Here is a 16,181-nt window from a genome sequence, read left to right on the forward strand (position 1 = left end):
TGGCTAACACAGGAGTTAACGAAAAGAAACGGCCTTCGGACCGGCGCCTTGCCGCGCCCCCATCGGGGCGGGCCGGCTGCGACGCGGCGTCCGGCCTTCACGCGGTGGCTTGACGGCAGTCGCGTGGCTCGCTCTGCTCCCGCTCATAGGGGGCGTCCGCCGCTTGCGGCGCGGGACGATCGGGGGCTCACGGGCGACCTTGGCGCGTCGGATGCGTCTTGCGGATGGCATGACGTCCGTGCGAAGCGGAGGCAGGATCGCGGCGCGATCTGGAACGAAGGGGGTGTCGCGGTGGCCACCGGTTCGGCATTCAGGATCATCGCGGGGCGGGGCTGGATCGCCCTTGCGGTGGCCTATGCGCTGGTGGTCCAGCTCGTCCTTGCCGGCGGCGCGGTCGCGCGCGCGGCGGGGCCGGACGGGGACGGCGTCTTCAGTTCGCTGCTCTGTCGCTCCAGCGTCGGAGCGGGTCGCGGTGATGCGCCGGCGTCCGGCGATGTGCCCGCGTGCTGCCAGTTTGGATGCTGTATCCTCAATGTGATGGCGCCGGCGCCGCCCGCAGGGGTGTTCGCCGCCCCCGCGCGGGCCTTGGTTCGCGCGTCGCGCCGGGTCTCCGGCGGGGCCGCCGCTTTCTCCGGATGGCGGCGGATGGCGCACCGCGCGCGGGCCCCGCCGGCCGCCGTTGGCGCCATCTGAAGCCTTCACCTTTTATTTCCCGAACCGTCGATGCCTCAAGCCGGTGGCAGAGCCGCCGCCCGCGTGGCGCTCACGGTCATGCCGCGCGACCCGCCAGCGGGCGCGCCAGGAGATCCATCATGTCCCAACCGTTCCAGATGTTCCCTTCCGCCCATAAGGGCTTCTCCCTCAAGGGGCTTTTCATCGCGTCGGCGCTCTCGTTCGCGGTCGTGCCGATGGCGGCTCCGGTGCTGATGGCGCATGAGTACAAGGCCGGCAGCCTCGAGATCGATCATCCCTGGGCGCGCGCGACGCCCGATGGGGCCGCGGTCGGTGCCGGCTATGTGGTGCTGAAGAACACCGGCACCACCCCCGATCGCCTGGTGTCGGCCACGGCGCCTTTCGCGGGCCATGTGGAGATCCACGAAATGGCCATGGCCAACGGCGTGATGACCATGCGCCCCCTGCCGGACGGACTTGCCATCCCCGCCGGCGGGACGGTGACGCTGAAGCCCGGCTCCTACCACATCATGTTCATGGAGCTGAAGCAGCCCCTGAAGGCCGGCGAGCTGCTGGACGGCACCCTGACCTTCGAGAAGGCGGGCACCGTGCCCGTCAAGTTCAAGGTGGAGCCGGTGGGCGCCGCCTCCTCGGGGCACGATCACTCGGGCCACTGACGCGGGACCGCTGGGGCGCCTCCGCCGGCGCGCGGCGCACGGCGCACGGCGCACGCTGGAGCGGCTTTGCGCGACAGTGCTGAAAACAACCTCCGGCCCGCGTTCGTGCGGCGCGGGCCGGGGCTCGCCGGTTTGGGGCCGGTCCCGGCGGGGATGGCCCCGAAGCGGGGGCGGCACAAGGGACGAGGACGGCGGCGGCGTCAGCCGGCGCGCCGCTCCGGTTGCGCGGGCGGGTGCATCTTCCCGCCGACCGCTCCGGCCCCGCCGCTGAGGCCGTTGCCGCCATAGAGCCACTCCACCGCGTCATACCAATCCTCGCCGGTGTAGGAGCGCATGATGGTGTTGCGCAGGGCCGCATGGGCGCCAGCGGGGTGGTAGATGTGCTCGCCGATGGCCCGCGATTGGAGCTGAATGCGCGCGGTGCGCAGCACCCGCAGGTGCTGATAGGCTTTCAGCGCCGTCTCCAGATCGCCGGGGTGGCTGTCCACGCAATGGGCGAGGGCCACGGCGTCCTCCATGGCCATGCAGGCGCCCTGGGCGAAATATTGCAATTGGGGATGGGCGGCGTCGCCCAGCAGCGCCACGCGGCCCTCGGTCCAGCGTTCAATCGGGTCGCGGTCGCACAAGACCCAGAGCTTCCAGTCGGCGCCGTGGCGGATGATCTTCTGCGCCCGCGGGTGCACATGGGTGAAGCTCTGCATTACCTCGTCAGCCGTCACCGGCTTGCCGGCCACCGGCTCCGGCGCGTCGTTGTGGCAGGTGACGACCAGGTTGAAGACCTTCCAGCCCGACAGCGGGTAATGCACGATGTGACACTTCGGTCCCGCCCACAGGGTGGCGGCGTTCCAGCGCAGATCCTCCGGCATCTGCGCGGTGGGGATCACGGAGCGGTAGGTGGTGTGGCCCGACACCCGCGGCGTGCCGTCGCCCACCAGTTGTTGGCGTACACTGGAGCGCAGTCCGTCGGCGCCGATGAGGGCGAGGCCCCGCTCGGGGCCCGCGGCAAGGCGGGCGCTTACCCCGCTCTCGTCCTGGTCATAGCCCAGCACCTCGCTGCTGGTGCGCAGCTCGATCAGGGGACTGGCCTGGCAGGCGCGCAGCAGCACGCCGTAGAGATCGCCCCGATGGATCACCCCATAGGGGTTGCCGAAGCGCCGGCGAAACGGCTCGTCGAGCATGATGTGGGTGATTTCCTCGGCGGTGAGCGCATCCATCAGCCGCAGCCGGTCGATATAGACCGCCACCGCCCGCGCGGCATCGCCGACGCCGAGGGCATCGAAGGAGTGAAAGGCGTTGGGGCCGAGCTGGATGCCGGCGCCGATTTCGCCGAGCACCGGCGCCTTCTCCAGGACCAGGCTGGCGACCCCCTTGCGGGCAAGGCCGAGGGCCGCGGCGAGGCCGCCGATGCCGCCGCCGGAAATGAGCATGCGGGGGGGCGTGTTGTGACCGCTCATGGCGTGTCCTCCGATTTCATTTTGATTTTGGAAAGGTCCGGCCTTCAGGGTTCGGCGTCGGGCTGCGCGTCCGGATGGGCCGCCGCGAAGGCGGGGAGCGCGGCCAGCGCGGCGTCGATGGCGGCCAGCCGGGGCACGGCCGAGAGATCGCAGCCGAACCGCCGGGCATTGTGCATCTGCGGCACCAGGCAGATGTCGGCGAGGCCGGGGGCGTCACCGAAGCAGAAGCGGCCCTGGCCGTTGCGCGCCAGCAGTGCTTCGCAGGCGAGGAGGCCCTCGCCGACCCAATGGCGGTACCATTGATCCACGGTCGCTTGATCGTGGCCGAGCGGCCCCTTGAGATAGGCGAGCACCCGCAGGTTGTTGAGCGGATGGATCTCGGCGGCGATGGCGAGGGCGAAGGCGCGCACCTGGGCGCGCGCCAGCGGATCCCGCGGCAGCAGCGGCGGGGCGGGGTGGGTCTCCTCCAGCCATTCGATGATGGCGAGCGACTGGGTGAGGGCGGTGCCGTCCACCTCCAGCGCCGGCACCAGGCGTTGTGGATTCACCGCGACGTAGTCGGGGCGGAGGTGTTCGCCGCCGCCGCGCCGCAGGTGCACCGGCACGAGCGCCGGCGCCACCCCCTTGAGATTGAAGGCGATACGGCAGCGGTAGGACGCCGACGAGCGGAAATAGCCGAAGAAGCGCAGCGCGGGCTCGGCCTGGGGGCGCGGGGCGAGGCTCATGCTTCGGCGGGCCCGATGGCGAGCCGTACCGGCTGAAGGCCGTCGATGGTGCCTTCCAGCCGGGCGCCCGGCAGCACCGCGCCGACGCCGGCGGGCGTTCCGGTATAGATCAGGTCTCCCGGCGCAAGGTGATAGTATTTCGACAGATGCGAGACCAGCTCGGCGACGCTCCACACAAGGTCGGAAAGATGCGCCTCCTGGCGCGCCGTGCCATCCACGGTGAGGGCGATGCGCTGCGGACCCACGGCGCCGAACGCGGCGGCCGGGGTGATCGGGGCGATGACCGCCGATTGCTCGAACGCCTTGCCCAGATCCCAGGGCCGCCCCTTGGCGCGGGCATCGAGCTGCAGGTCGCGGCGCGTCATGTCGAGCCCGCAGGCATAGCCGAACACGGCGTTGAGCGCGTCGGCTTCCGGCACGCGGAACGCCGGCGCGCCCAGCGCCACCACCAGCTCCATTTCGTAATGGTAATTGGCGGTGCCCGGCGGATAGGCGATCACCGCGTCCGAGGGCGCGATGGCGGTGGCCGGCTTGGTGAAATAGAATGGCGCTTCGCGATCCACGGCGTGGCCCATCTCCCGGGCGTGTTCCGCATAATTGCGGCCGACGCAGAAGATGCGGTGGACCGGATAGAGCGCGGTGCTGCCGGTGACGGGAACCAGCGGCAGGGCCGGGGCCGGAAACAGCAAAGGCGGGGCCTGCATCGCGGGCGTGGGGGTGTTCATGACCGGGGGCGCTCCTCGTAATAGCCAAGCCGCTCCTGTAGCGGCCGATCATGGATGCGGATCAGGAACGCGGGCTCCGCGCCTGCCGCCGCGTGGGTGATGTCGGCGAAGACCGGCGCGGAGAAGGTGTCCGCCGGGCCGAAGGCGAAGCGCTCGCCGTTCACCACCGCGGTGCCGCGTCCGCCCACCACATGGAACACGGCGCTGGTGGAGCGGCGGGCCGGCGCCACCGTCTCGCCGGGGCGCAGCATCATGGCGGTGAAGCCCAGGGTGGGCAGGCAGCTTTCGCCGGTCTCGGGGTTCACATAGTCGAGCTCGGTGGCCTCGCCCGATGGGCCAAGGTCGGCAAGGCGCCGCAGCGCCGCCTCGGTGCGGGCCCAGGGATAGCGCAGCATGGGATAGCGCGCGGCCGGGGCGCGGCCGTGCCGCCGGCTGGGCACGAGGCCGGAGGCGAGATATTCGGCCTCGCACGCATCCGGCCGGTTGCGCGGGGCCTGTAAGGGCGCTTCCTCCGCATAGGAACCTTCGAGATAGACGAACAGCGGCAGATCGAGGGCATCCAGCCAGATCACCGGCTCGGTGCCGGCATGGCCATGGTCGTGCCAGGCGCCGCCGGGGGTAAGCACCAGGTCGCCGCGATGCATGGGGCATTTCTCGCCGTCCACGACCGTATAGGCACCTTCGCCCTCGACGATGATGCGGGCGGCGCTCGGGGTGTGGCGATGGGCCGGCGCGGTCTCGCCGGGCAGCAGCAATTGCATGCCGGCATAGATGACCGGGGCGGCCTGCATGGCGCCCGCGCCACGGCCGGGATCGGTGAGCACCAGGACCCGGCGCTCGGCCTTTTCCACCGGCGTGAGGGCGCCGGCCTCCAGCAGCAGTGGCCGCAGCTCGGAAAAGCGCCACAGATGCGGCAGCGTCACCGGACGCGGCCCGCCGTGGGGCAGTACATCGCGCATCATCGGCCATAGCGGCGCGAGGCTGTTGCGCGCCAAGGCGGCGCGATAGGCGAGCGGCAGCTCATCCAGGGTGCCGAGGGCCATGCCCATCCCTTCCTCCCGATCATCGTTGGGTTATTAGTTATAATACTGATGATAAGCATACTGTCTAATATCCCGCAAGCGACGTTTGCGGTCGGTGCGGATGCTGGCGCGTCCATGGTTGCCGGAGCACGGGGCCGGGGCGCGTTCAGAGCCGACGGGGCGTGGCCGGTTGCGTGGGCGCCGCGCTCAGGGGCGGGGCCGGACGGGTGGGCGTGCGGCTTAATTCATTGGTGGCATGCACCAATTTTGTCATGAGGCGGACCAGCGTCGCCTGCTCGGCGGCGGCGAGCGGTGCCATCAGCCGGTCCTGCACCTGCCGCACCGGCGCGACGAGGCTGCGCAGCAGCGCCACGCCCTCGGCGGTGATGGAGAGCTGCCGCACCCGCCGGTCGCTGGGGGAGGTGATGCGGTGAATGAGGCCCTTGGCCTCAAGCCGCTCCACCACGCCGCCGATGGTGGTGCGGTCATAGCCGATGACGCCCGCGAGCGAAGCCTGATCGATGCCCGCGTGGGCTTCCACCGTGGCCAAGGCGGCATATTGAACCGGAGTGAGATCAGCGCCGACGCGGTCGATTTCTTCCGCGAACAGCGCCACCGCCACCTGATGCAGGCGACGGACGAGGTGCCCCGGCAACCCTTCCAGCTCCAGGCCGCCGCGATCGGTTGCCGGCGCGGGGGCGCGGCCCGGGGCGGCGGCGCGGGTCTTCTGCGTCTTTGGCGTTTTGGGCGTTTTGGGCACGGCGGGCTTCCGGTGGTGACGGGGCACTGTCCCAGAAGCGCCCCACCCGGTCCACCCGGCCTTTCGCCCCACCGCTTCGGGGTTCGGGCACAGGTTCGCGCTGTTGCGGTGCAGTGTCGAAATGATCTTGCGGTGGGCGACAATTTGCGCGCACTCTGGGATCATGACATTCATTTTCGTCTTCCGCGGCCGGTCTTCTTCTTGAAATCGACAGGCCGGGGCGGTCGCCTTCGGGCCGCGCGGAGCAGGCGCGCGCGGCTGCGGCGGACCGGTGCGGCATCGCCGACAGCACATCATGGGAAGGCCGATGAAGTTCGAGGATCTCGACGCATTCGTTCATGTGGCGCAGCAACAGGGCTTTTCGCGCGCGGCGAGCCGGATGCGGGTGGCGCAATCGGCGCTCAGCCGGCGCGTGACGCGGCTGGAGCATCAGCTCGGCGTGCAACTGTTCTCGCGCCATGGGCGCGGCGTGCAGCTCACCGAGCACGGCACCGCCTTGCTGGAGCGGGCCGCGGGATTGATGGCGGAGCTGAAATCCATCCGCTCCGACCTGCTCGCCCATGCGGCGGAGCCGCGCGGCGAGGTTTCCATCGCCCTCACGCCCACCACGGCGCAGGTGCTGGTGCCGCGGCTGGTGCTGGAGCTGCGGCGGCATTTCCCGCAGATCAAGCTCATGGTGCGCGAGGGCTTCAGCGGCTTCATCCACGGCTGGGTCGCGGAAGGGGGCATCGACCTTGCGGTGCTCTACAATCCGGAGCCGAATGCGGAGCTGGAGATCGTGCCGCTCCTGAACGAGCCGCTTTATCTGGTCGCCCCCCGCGCGCGCGGCGCGTTGCCGGAGCTACCCTTGCGCAATGGCCATGTTCCGGTGCGCGCGCTGGGCACGCTGCCGCTGATCCTGCCCAGCCATGCCCACAGCCTGCGCAGCCTTCTGGAACGCCTCGCCGCCGAGCGGCGGTTCGCCCTCGACGTGGTCAACGAAATTGACGGCATGCGCGCCATCAAGGGCATGGTGGAGGCGGGCCTCGGCTACACCGTGTTCAGTTATGCCGGCGTCTATGAGGAGGTGAATGCCGGCACGCTGGAGATCATTCCCCTGGCCCCGCGCCTCGGCTGGGAGCTGGCGCTGGTGGAGCGCAAGCTGCAGGCGCAGACGCGGGCCCTCACCGAGGTGCGGCGCATGATCTTGCAGCAAATCCACGTGCTGCGCGAGCGTGGCTTCTGGCGGGGCGAGCTGCGCGTCGTCACCGGCGCCTGAGGGCGCGCGGCCGGGTCATTGGTTCACCACGCGCAGGCCGAGGCGCTCCGGCGGCGGCGCGGCGCACAGGACTTCGGCTTCAAACCTGGCTTTGGCGTCAAGCCTCGCTTCGGCTTCAAGTCCGGCCTTGGCATGGTGGCTCCTCACATATTGCGCGAAGGCGAGGGCGGCGCGGATCGGCTTGCGCTTGGGCGACAGGGCGCAGTGCACCGTCATGGCGAGGCGCGGCCCCTCCACCGGCAGGCGCACCAGCGTTCCGGCCGTCACCGCGCCCTCGGCCAATTGGTCGGGGCCGCAGAAGATGCCGAGCCCGCGGATGGCCAGCTCCTGCACCATCAGGCCCTCCTGCACCTGGTAGGCCACCGCATAGTCCTCGACCCCGGCATCCGTGAGCATGGCGTGCACCATCTGGCCGAAGCGGCCGGCACGGCGGCTGGTGATGAAGGGGTGGCGGCGCAGCTCCGCCGGCGCGACGCTGACGCATGACGCCAAGGGATGGTCCGGCGCGGCGAAGAAGGAAAAGCGCTCCTCCCCCACCGGCTCGCACGGCAGATCGGGCACCACCCCATGGGCCAGCAGCAGGCCGATGTCGGAGCGGCCCTCCTGGAGATCCTCCACCACGGTTTCGTAGCGGCTGGTGTTGACGCTGAAATCGATGTTCCGGTTGTTCTTCGCGAACTCGGCGAACGGGGCGCACAGCCAGCCGGGGGCAAGGCCCCGCTGGCAGGTGATGGCGAGCGGGGTGAGTTTGACCTGCTCGGTGGCGAGCGCCAGCTCCCGGGAGAGCGCCTCCGCCTTGTCCAGCAGCTCGAGGCCCCGCTCATACAGTCGCCGGCCCTGCTCGGTGAGGCTCGACATGGTGCCCTTGCGCCGCAGGAACAGGGCGCTGCGGGTCTGCCGCTCCAGTGCTTGGATGTGGTTGCTGACCGATGGATGGGAGATGCCGAGCCGCTCGGCGGCGGCCGCGAAGCTGCCGGCCTCGACCACGGTCACGAACACATGGAGCTTGCGAAAGGTTGACGGAAACACGCGATGCCTCCCCACGGCGGATCGCCCCGTGTTGGCCCCGGAGCGGTGTTGAGCGCATCCTAGCACAGTAAAATTCCAATCAACTAGTCGGTTGACTTTTTGTGGGGGCGATGGTGCTATTCCCCACGCCGAAGGCCGCTTCAAGAGCCTCCGGTGCCATCCCTTAAGGGTCGAAACGCATCCGCCTCGCATGCTCCCTCATGGAGCGGGCGCACCGAAGGACCGAGCCTCCCCATGAAAATCGTCAAAGTCGAAATCATCCCGATCACCACCCCGCTGCGCCGACCCATCGTGATGCGGGGCACGACGATTTCGGGCATCCACTCCATCGTGTTGAAGCTCCACACCGACGAGGGGCTGATCGGCATCTCGGAATCTGGCGATACGTCTTCGTGGTATCGGGGCGAGACCCAGGATTCCATGACTGCGATGATCGCAGACTTCTTCGCGCCGCAGATTCTTCTTGGGGAAGACCCCACCAAGATCGAGAAGATCGTGGGCCGCATGGACATCATGGCCCGCGACAACAACCAGGCCAAGGCGACGGTGGATTTCGCCCTGCACGACCTCACCGGCAAGATCCTGAATGTGCCGGTGTTCACGCTCCTTGGCGGCAAGACGGTGGATCGCGTACCGCTCGGTCTCGTGCTCTCCGCCGGCAAGCCGGAGGTGATGGTGCCGGAAGCGCTGGCGGTGGTGAAGGAGGGCTACAGCTTCGTGAAGCTGAAGACCGGCCACGGCACGCTGAAGGACGATGTGGCCATGGTGGCGGCGGTGCGCGAGGCGGTGGGCGACGATGTCGACCTGTTCATCGATGTCAACGGCTTCTGGACCTATGACCAGGCGTTCGCAACCATCCGGGCACTGGAGAAATACAATCTCTCCAAGATCGAGCAGCCGCTGCCGGCCTGGGACATCGAGGGCATGGCGCGCCTGCGCGGCAAGGTGGGCACCGCCATCTATGCGGACGAAGGCGCCCAGGAACTGCACGATCTCTACAACATCATCGAGAAGCGCGCCGCCGACGGCCTCATGATCAAGACCCAGAAGGCGGGCGGGCTGCTGAAGGCCAAGCGCTGGCTGACCATGGCGCGGCTCGCCAACCTGCCGGTCATCTGCGGCTGCATGGTGGGCTCGGGCCTGGAGGCGAGCCCGGCCGCCCATCTGCTGGTGGCCGACGATTGGATCTCCCGCTTCCCGCAGGAAAATGCCGGCCCGCTGCACATCCACGACGTGCTGAACAGCGCCGCCATTAAGGACGATCTGGCCCTCAACGTGCCGCGTTTCGAGGGCGGCTACCTTTATCCCAACGATGGGCCGGGCCTCGGCATCACCATCAATGACGAGGTGCTGAAGGCCCTGGCGACCCCCGGCAAGTCGCCGCGCGTCATCACGCTCTGAGCCCGACCGGCGCCGCGCGCGGCGCCGGCGCCCCCATAAGAAGATGCAAGAGGAAACCCCATGAGCACGTTCACGCCCACCGGCGGCCTGAAGGGATTGCGCATTCTCGATATCAGCCAGGCGCTGGCCGGCCCCTTCTGCAGCCAGATGCTGGCCGACCACGGAGCCGACGTCATCAAGATCGAGCCGCCTGGCGGCGACATGGCGCGCCGCGTCGGCCCGTTCGCGGCGGAAGACGACCTCAAGGCCTATGGCGGCATGTATCAGTGCTGCAACCGCAACAAGCGCGGCATGGTCCTGGATCTGAAGCGCCCCGAGGGCCGCGAGGTGCTGCTCAAGATGGTGGAAAGCGCCGACGCGGTGGTGGAGAATTTCCGCGTCGGCGTCATGGAGCGGCTGGGCGTCGGCTATGAGGTGCTGGCGGAGCGCAATCCGCGCCTCGTCTACACCTCCATTCGCGGTTTCGGTGATCCGCGCGGCGGCCGCAGCCCCTATGCGGACTGGCCGGCGGTGGACATCGTCTCCCAGGCCATGGGCGGCCTGATGGGCCTCACCGGTCCCGACGTGGACAGCCCCATGAAGGTGGGCGCGGGGCCCGGCGACGCCATTCCCGGCCTGTTCGCGGCCTTCGCCACCATGGTGGCGCTGTGGGAGGCGCGCGCGTCCGGCAAGGGCCAGTATGTGGATGTGGGCATGGTGGATTCCGTGCTCGCCTTCTGCGAGCCGGTCACCAACATCTTCTCCTATCTCGGCAAGGTGCCGGGGCCGGTGGGCAACCGCAACCCCGAGATCGCCCCCATGGGCGCGGTGCGCGCCAAGGACGGCTGGGTGGTGCTGGCGGTGCCGCCGGGGCGCATGTGGGCCACCTTCTGCGAGGCCATCGATCGCCGGGATCTCATCGACGATCCGCGCTTTGCCACCGAGCGGGCGCGGGTGGACCATGCCGACGCGGTCTACAAGGTGATCGAGGACTTCACCGCCACCCGCACCAAGGCGGAGCTGACCCAGATCCTGGGCGGCAAGATCCCGTTCGGCCCGGTTTACACGGCGGCCGACATCTTCGCCGATCCCCATTTCACCGTCCGCGACATGCTGCCCACGGTGGAGCAGCCGGGCATTGAGCGGCGCATCACCGTGCCCGGCGTGCCGCCGAAGCTCAGCCGCACCCCCGGCGGCGTCCATGTGCGGGCGCCCCTCCTGGGCGAGCACACCCAGGAGGTGATGGCGGAGTTCGGCTTTTCCGCCGCCGAGGTGGAACAGCTGCGTCAGGTCGCGGCCATCGGCTGACAGGGGGCGGACAGATGAGCGAAGGCAAAGGTCCCCTCGCCGGCGTGCGGGTGGTGGAGTTCGCCGGCATCGGCCCGTGCCCGTTCGCGGGCATGCTGCTGGCGCAGATGGGCGCCGAGGTGCTGCGCATCGAGCGCGACGGGCACGCCAATTACCTGCCCATCCCGGAGCGGTTCGATCTGCTCAACACTGGCAAGACCCGGCTTGCCCTCGACATGAAAAGCGCGGCTGGCAAAGCGCGGATCTTCGCGATCCTCGCCAGGGCGGATGCGCTGATCGAGGGCTACCGCCCCGGCGTGATGGAGCGCCTGGGCCTGGGGCCGGAGGCGGTGCGCGCGCACGCGCCCCGGCTCGTTTACGGCCGCGTCACCGGCTGGGGGCAGGACGGTCCCTATGCCCAGGAGGCGGGGCATGACATCAATTATATCGCCATCACCGGCGCGCTTGCCGCCATCGGCCCGCGGGATGGGCCGCCGGTGCCGCCTCTGAACCTGGTGGGCGACTTCGCCGGTGGCCTTTATCTGTGCTTCGGCGTGGTGTCCGCGCTGCTCGCCGCCCGCTCCAGTGGCGAAGGGCAGGTGGTGGATGCGGCCATGGTGGACGGCGCCGCCCATCTCATGACCTTCCTCTATGGATTGAACCAGGCCGGCCTGTGGCGCCTGGAGCGCGGCAGCAACGAGGCCGACGGCGGCTTCCCCTTCTACGGGGTCTATCAGGCCGGCGACGGGCGCTGGCTGGCGGTGGCGGCGGCGGAGATGAAGTTCCGCCTGGCGTTGCTGGAGGGGCTTGGCCTCGATCGGGAATGGGCGGACATGGCCACCCGTCGCAAGGACTGGGCGCGGGTGCGCGCGGTGCTCGCGGCCGCCTTCAAGGCGCGCGACCGCGATGACTGGGTGCGGCTGCTCGCCGGCACCGATTCCTGTGTGTCGCCAGTGCTCGACATGGCCGAGGCGCCGGCTGATCCCCACGCCGTGGCGCGGGGGCTGTTCGAGGTGGTGGACGGGGTGGTGCGCCCGGCGGCCGCGCCGCGCTTCTCGCGGCCGACGCGGGCACCGGCCATCGCCGATCCCGCCGATCTGCTCGGCCGCTGGGGGGCGGGCTGAGCCGAGGCGCCGCCCCCCGCTCAGGCGTCCGCGCGGGGGGCGGCGTGGTCCGGGGTGATGCCGGCGTGCTGGCGGCGGAACAGTTCCATCAGCTCACCCTTGGCGATCTTGCCCAAGGCGGTGCGCGGCAGCGCCGGCAGCATCAGCATGTGGCGCGGAAGCTTGTAGCGGGCGAGTCGCCCGTCGCACCAGGCGCGCAGCTCCTCCAGGGTGGGCGGCACCGTGCTCGCCGGCACCAGCGCGGCGCACACCACCTCGCCGAACGTCTCGTCCTTCACGCCGAACACGGCCACCTCGGCAATGCCGGGATGGGCGATGAGCAGGTCTTCCACCTCACGCGGGAAGATGTTCTCGCCGCCGGAGATGATGAGGAAGTTCATGCGCTCCACCAAAGTGAAGAAACCGTCCTGGTCGCGCCGGGCGATGTCCCCGGTGTGGATCCAGCCGTCGCGGATGGCGGCGCGGGTGGCCGCCGGGTCGGCCCAATAGCCCATCATGCCGCTGGTGTCGGCATGGACGATCACCTCGCCGGCCTCGCCCTCGGCCACGTCGCGGCCGGCGTCGTCCACGATCCGGCTCAGGGTGTTGAACACCGGGCGGCCGGTGGCGCGCGGATGGTCGCCGGCATGTTCGGGGCGCAGGCAGGCGATGAGCCCGGCATCGGTGGTGCCATAGCCCTGGAAGAAGGAGACGTGGGGCAGCGCCCGGCGCGCCCGCGCCAGTAGCTCGGCGGCGATGGGCATGGCTCCATAATGCACCACCCGCAGCGAGGACAGGTCGAGCCCGCCGCTCTCCACCACCGGCAGCAGGATGGACAGCATGGTGGGCACCCAATGGGTGAGGGTGATGCGATGGCGGGCGATGTCCTCCAGCACCGCGCGCGGGTCGAACGCCCCGCGATGGCACACCACGCTGGCCCCCACCATCAGCGCCGGGCCCAGCACCGAGGCGAAGCCGCCATTGTGGAACAGCGGCACCGCCAGTTGCACCACGTCCGGCTCCCGCACCTCCATTTCGATCCCGAAGGCGGTGAAGATGCGCAGGTATTTCTCGTGGGAGATCATCACCCCCTTGGCGCGGCCGGTGGTGCCGGAGGTGTACATGATGGCGGCGCAGCTCTTCGGGTCCACGGGCGGAGCGTCGAACGCATCGGGCCCGTCCTGGGTCAGCTCGCGGAGATCCGGAAGGCCGGTGGGCGCGCTGGCGCGCAGGCTCACCAGGGCCGGCGGGGCGGCGAGGCCGGCGCAGGCGATGCGTGCTTCGCTGATGAAGGGCCCTTCCGCGAACAGCAGCCTGGGGGTGCAATGGGCGATGAGGTCGCGCATTTCCCGCGCGGCGAGGCGCACGTTGACAGGCACCAGGATGGCGCCGAGCTTCGCCACGGCCTGCGCCACCAGCGCGAACTCGGGGCAATTGAACGCGAGCAGCGCGACCCGATCGCCGTGGGTCACGCCCTGCCCGCGGAGGCGGTTCGCCAGTCGATTGGAGAGGGTGTCGAGGTCGCGGTAGGTCAGAGCATGGTCGGCCAGGCGGATGGCGACCTTCTCCGGGCACCGGCAGGCGTTCATCCGCGAGATATCACCAATCGTGTACATGGGCGTTCTCCCGTTATTCATTATCTTTTGAATGTATTTCGCCGCGCGCTCCGTGGTCGAGATGGCGGCCGAGGATGAGCAGGACAAAGTCGAAACCCTGGATGGCGAGCATGGCCAGCACGGTGGCGACGGCGCCGTGCTGCACCACCATGCTGCCGGCGGTGGAGGCCAGGGCGCCGATGCCCATCTGCAGGAAGCCGATGGAAGCCGAGGCCGTGCCCCGCAGGTCGGGAAGCTGCGCCATGGCGAGCCCGGTGGCGCAGGCAAGGCCCAGCCCATGACCGAACGCGACGACCAGCAAAGGCAGGAACAGCCCGACGAGGGTGAGCGGCACCAGGGCGACGAGCGCGAGCTGAAGCGAAAGGCCGGCAAGGCTGACGCCGGCGGCGACCAGCATCAAGCGCCGGTGGTCCACCCGCAGCAGCAGGCGCCGCGCCACCGCATTGCCCAGAATGAAGCCGAGCGGCGCGGTCATGGCCATGGCGCCGTAGGTGCTCGGAGTGCCCTTCAGCACGTCCACCACCAGGAAGGGACCGGCCGCCATGATCGTGAAATTGGTGGCGGGAAACAGTGCGGCGGCCACCGCGTTCAGCATGAAGCCACGGTGGCGCATGGCGACCGGGTAGGCGCTCACCAGGGAGATCAAGGTGAGCGGGTTGCGGTTCAGGTGGGTTTCGGGCAGGGCCTGAAGGCAGGCGCCGAACAGCACCAGCGCGCCGCCCCCGAGCAGCAGGAACACGATGCGCCAGCCCAGCCATTCGGTGATGAAGCCGCCCACCGCCGGCGCGAACATGGGCGCCACCGCCGACACCATCACCACCGTGGAGAGGGCGGAAGCGAAGCGCTCGCGCTGGAACACGTCCTGCAGCACGGCGCGCGACATCACCATGCCCACACAGCCGCCCAGCGCCTGGATGAAGCGGGCGACCAGCAGCAGATCGAGGGTGGCGGCGAAATAGCAGGCGAACGAGGCGAGCGCGTAGAGGGCGAGGCCACCCAGCACCACGGGACGCCGGCCGATGGCGTCGGACAGGGGGCCGTGGATGATCTGGCCGAAGCTGATGCCGATGAAATAAAGGGTCAGCGTCCATTGCGCGGCCGACGGGGTGACGGCGAACTGCGCCGCCACCGCCGGCAAGGCGGGCACATAGAAATTGAGGGCAAGCGGCCCCAGGGCGGCCATGCCGGCGAGAAGGAAGAGGCTTGGCGGCCTGATGGTGCCCACGCTGCGTTCCCCTTGAAGCCCGCGAGTGTGGCCGGAGCCGGCGGGCCGCGGGCCCGCGATGCCAGCCTCGGGTTGGTGCGCGGGCGGAGCGCTGCTCCGCCCGTCCCTTCAGTGCCGTGGGCCGGCGGGTTCCGTGCTGGCCGCGAAGCGTTCCAGGTGATGGGCAAGATCGCCGTGAAGCGCGCCGATCACCACCAGCCGCTTCAGATAGCGCCCCGCGCCATATTCGTCGGTCATGCCCATGGCGCCGTGAAGCTGGATCGCCGCCTGGCCGATGAAGCGACCGCTGCGGGCGACCTGCACCTTCGCCGCGGCGATGAAGCGGCGCCGCACCTCCGCATCGGCGACATCCACGGCCATGGCCGCCGCGGCGGCGACAGAGCGGGCGAGCTCCAGCGCCACCTTCATGTCCACCAGCTTGTGCTGGAGCGCCTGGAACTTGCCGATGGGCGCGCCGAACTGCTTGCGGGTGCGCAGATATTCCGCCGTCAGGTCGAACAGCGCCGCCATGGCGCCGACCGCTTCGCCGGTGAGCGCGGCGACCCCGCGGTCCACCGCCTGTTCCATCGCCGGCAGCGCCGCGCCGGCGGGTCCGAGGCGGGCGGTGGCCTCGACCGTCACCGCGTTCAGGGTTAGCTCCGCCGCCGGTCGCCCGTCGAGGGTGGTGATCGCCCGCAGGACGACGCCGGGCGTCCGGGTGGGCACGAGATAAAGGCAAAGGCCCTCCGGATCGCCGTGAGCGCCCGACGCGCGGGCGCTCACCAGCAGCAGGTCGGCCTCTGGCGCGTTGAGAACCACAGCCTTGCGGCCTGAGATCACCACCCGCTCGCCCTCGGCGCGGGCGGTGGTCGCCACCTGGGCGAGGTCGTAGCGGGCCTCAGGCTCCAGGAAGGCGGGCACCACCACCAGGTCGCCGGCGGCGAGAGCGGGCAAAAGCTGCGCCTGTTGCGTCGCCTCGCCCAGCGCCGCGATCAGGGGACCGGCCACCGCCACGGTCGGCACGAACGGGTCCGTGAGCAACTGGCGTCCCATCTCCTCGGCGACGATCATGGTCTCCACCCCGCCGCCACCCAGGCCGCCATGGGCCTCGCTGAGGGTGAGGCCGAGCAGCCCCAGCTCGGCGAAGCGGCTCCAGCGCCGGTCGGGTGCTTCCGGAGTCTTCTCCTGGCGGGCGCGGGCATCGGCCGCGAAGCGGGCCGCCATGTCGCGCAGGAGGGTCTGTTCCTCGTTCAAAATGAAATCCATGGC

At 69.8% G+C, this 16,181-nt stretch carries 15 protein-coding genes; 6 read left to right on the plus strand and 9 right to left on the minus strand.

Going from position 1 to position 16,181, the window contains the following annotated elements:
* The first annotated feature begins 348 nt into the window (after positions 1 to 348).
* Both HUW53_RS12790 and HUW53_RS12795 read left to right on the plus strand, forming a co-directional pair.
* The gene (locus tag HUW53_RS12790) at positions 349 to 693 is read left to right on the plus strand and encodes a hypothetical protein (RefSeq protein WP_237346155.1); all 345 of its coding nucleotides are present in this window, start codon (positions 349 to 351) and stop codon (positions 691 to 693) included.
* Between the two features lie 119 nt (positions 694 to 812).
* Positions 813 to 1,349 (plus strand): copper chaperone PCu(A)C, encoded by a 537-nt coding sequence (locus HUW53_RS12795; protein ID WP_237346156.1) that lies wholly within the window; start codon positions 813 to 815, stop codon positions 1,347 to 1,349.
* Between the two features lie 200 nt (positions 1,350 to 1,549).
* Here HUW53_RS12795 and HUW53_RS12800 read toward each other — a convergent pair whose 3' ends face one another.
* From HUW53_RS12800 to HUW53_RS12820, 5 genes are all read right to left on the minus strand, one after another.
* Positions 1,550 to 2,803 carry a 3-hydroxybenzoate 6-monooxygenase gene (locus HUW53_RS12800; RefSeq protein WP_237346157.1) on the minus strand — a complete coding sequence of 418 codons (1,254 nt, stop codon included), beginning with the start codon at positions 2,801 to 2,803 and terminating at the stop codon, positions 1,550 to 1,552.
* 44 nt (positions 2,804 to 2,847) lie between these two features.
* Complete coding sequence (maiA, locus tag HUW53_RS12805) at positions 2,848 to 3,492, minus strand: maleylacetoacetate isomerase (RefSeq protein ID WP_237346227.1); 645 nt, start codon at positions 3,490 to 3,492, stop codon at positions 2,848 to 2,850.
* Between the two features lie 32 nt (positions 3,493 to 3,524).
* Complete coding sequence (locus tag HUW53_RS12810) at positions 3,525 to 4,253, minus strand: fumarylacetoacetate hydrolase family protein (RefSeq protein ID WP_237346158.1); 729 nt, start codon at positions 4,251 to 4,253, stop codon at positions 3,525 to 3,527.
* Positions 4,250 to 5,302, minus strand: a complete 1,053-nt coding sequence (locus tag HUW53_RS12815; protein ID WP_237346159.1) for a cupin domain-containing protein — start codon at positions 5,300 to 5,302, stop codon at positions 4,250 to 4,252. The genes HUW53_RS12810 and HUW53_RS12815 overlap by 4 nt, the downstream gene beginning before the upstream one ends.
* 139 nt (positions 5,303 to 5,441) lie before the next feature.
* Positions 5,442 to 6,035 carry a MarR family winged helix-turn-helix transcriptional regulator gene (locus HUW53_RS12820; RefSeq protein WP_307499618.1) on the minus strand — a complete coding sequence of 198 codons (594 nt, stop codon included), beginning with the start codon at positions 6,033 to 6,035 and terminating at the stop codon, positions 5,442 to 5,444.
* A gap of 307 nt (positions 6,036 to 6,342) precedes the next feature.
* On the opposite strand from HUW53_RS12820, the gene HUW53_RS12825 reads away from it, so the two are divergent.
* Entirely contained in the window at positions 6,343 to 7,293 is a 951-nt protein-coding gene (locus tag HUW53_RS12825; protein ID WP_237346160.1) for a LysR family transcriptional regulator, read from the plus strand.
* A gap of 15 nt (positions 7,294 to 7,308) precedes the next feature.
* Here the strand turns inward: HUW53_RS12825 and HUW53_RS12830 are convergent, their stop codons facing one another.
* Entirely contained in the window at positions 7,309 to 8,322 is a 1,014-nt protein-coding gene (locus HUW53_RS12830) for a LysR family transcriptional regulator (protein ID WP_237346161.1), read from the minus strand.
* A 234-nt stretch (positions 8,323 to 8,556) separates the two neighbouring features.
* Between HUW53_RS12830 and HUW53_RS12835 the strand changes: the two genes are divergently transcribed.
* The 3 genes from HUW53_RS12835 to HUW53_RS12845 are packed head-to-tail and all read left to right on the plus strand — an operon-like array spanning position 8,557 to position 12,113.
* Positions 8,557 to 9,723 (plus strand): mandelate racemase/muconate lactonizing enzyme family protein, encoded by a 1,167-nt coding sequence (locus tag HUW53_RS12835; RefSeq protein ID WP_237346162.1) that lies wholly within the window; start codon positions 8,557 to 8,559, stop codon positions 9,721 to 9,723.
* Positions 9,724 to 9,783: 60 nt separating this feature from the next.
* Positions 9,784 to 11,010: a CaiB/BaiF CoA transferase family protein gene (locus HUW53_RS12840; RefSeq protein WP_237346163.1), complete on the plus strand. Its 1,227-nt coding sequence runs from the start codon at positions 9,784 to 9,786 to the stop codon at positions 11,008 to 11,010.
* 14 nt (positions 11,011 to 11,024) lie between these two features.
* Positions 11,025 to 12,113 (plus strand): CaiB/BaiF CoA transferase family protein, encoded by a 1,089-nt coding sequence (locus tag HUW53_RS12845; protein WP_237346164.1) that lies wholly within the window; start codon positions 11,025 to 11,027, stop codon positions 12,111 to 12,113.
* A 20-nt stretch (positions 12,114 to 12,133) separates the two neighbouring features.
* Here HUW53_RS12845 and HUW53_RS12850 read toward each other — a convergent pair whose 3' ends face one another.
* The 3 genes from HUW53_RS12850 to HUW53_RS12860 form a co-directional block, all read right to left on the minus strand.
* Positions 12,134 to 13,708, minus strand: coding sequence for a class I adenylate-forming enzyme family protein (locus tag HUW53_RS12850; protein ID WP_237346165.1), 1,575 nt, complete (start codon positions 13,706 to 13,708; stop codon positions 12,134 to 12,136).
* 13 nt (positions 13,709 to 13,721) lie between these two features.
* Positions 13,722 to 14,933: a multidrug effflux MFS transporter gene (locus tag HUW53_RS12855; RefSeq protein WP_237346166.1), complete on the minus strand. Its 1,212-nt coding sequence runs from the start codon at positions 14,931 to 14,933 to the stop codon at positions 13,722 to 13,724.
* A 108-nt stretch (positions 14,934 to 15,041) separates the two neighbouring features.
* On the minus strand, positions 15,042 to 16,178 hold the full coding sequence (locus tag HUW53_RS12860) for an acyl-CoA dehydrogenase family protein (protein ID WP_237346167.1): 1,137 nt from the start codon (positions 16,176 to 16,178) through the stop codon (positions 15,042 to 15,044).
* Positions 16,179 to 16,181 lie beyond the last annotated feature (3 nt).

This window comes from Xanthobacter agilis, assembly GCF_021730435.1.
GTDB classification, from domain to species: domain Bacteria; phylum Pseudomonadota; class Alphaproteobacteria; order Rhizobiales; family Xanthobacteraceae; genus Xanthobacter; species Xanthobacter agilis.

Coding starts and splice junctions, on each gene's coding strand:
- HUW53_RS12860 (WP_237346167.1), bottom strand. CDS start 16,178: ATGGATTTCATTTTGAACGAGGAACAGACCCTCCTGCGCGACATGGCG.
- HUW53_RS12815 (WP_237346159.1), bottom strand. CDS start 5,302: ATGGGCATGGCCCTCGGCACCCTGGATGAGCTGCCGCTCGCCTATCGC.
- HUW53_RS12835 (WP_237346162.1), top strand. CDS start 8,557: ATGAAAATCGTCAAAGTCGAAATCATCCCGATCACCACCCCGCTGCGC.
- HUW53_RS12845 (WP_237346164.1), top strand. CDS start 11,025: ATGAGCGAAGGCAAAGGTCCCCTCGCCGGCGTGCGGGTGGTGGAGTTC.
- HUW53_RS12810 (WP_237346158.1), bottom strand. CDS start 4,253: ATGAACACCCCCACGCCCGCGATGCAGGCCCCGCCTTTGCTGTTTCCG.
- HUW53_RS12850 (WP_237346165.1), bottom strand. CDS start 13,708: ATGTACACGATTGGTGATATCTCGCGGATGAACGCCTGCCGGTGCCCG.
- HUW53_RS12825 (WP_237346160.1), top strand. CDS start 6,343: ATGAAGTTCGAGGATCTCGACGCATTCGTTCATGTGGCGCAGCAACAG.
- HUW53_RS12800 (WP_237346157.1), bottom strand. CDS start 2,803: ATGAGCGGTCACAACACGCCCCCCCGCATGCTCATTTCCGGCGGCGGC.
- HUW53_RS12840 (WP_237346163.1), top strand. CDS start 9,784: ATGAGCACGTTCACGCCCACCGGCGGCCTGAAGGGATTGCGCATTCTC.
- HUW53_RS12795 (WP_237346156.1), top strand. CDS start 813: ATGTCCCAACCGTTCCAGATGTTCCCTTCCGCCCATAAGGGCTTCTCC.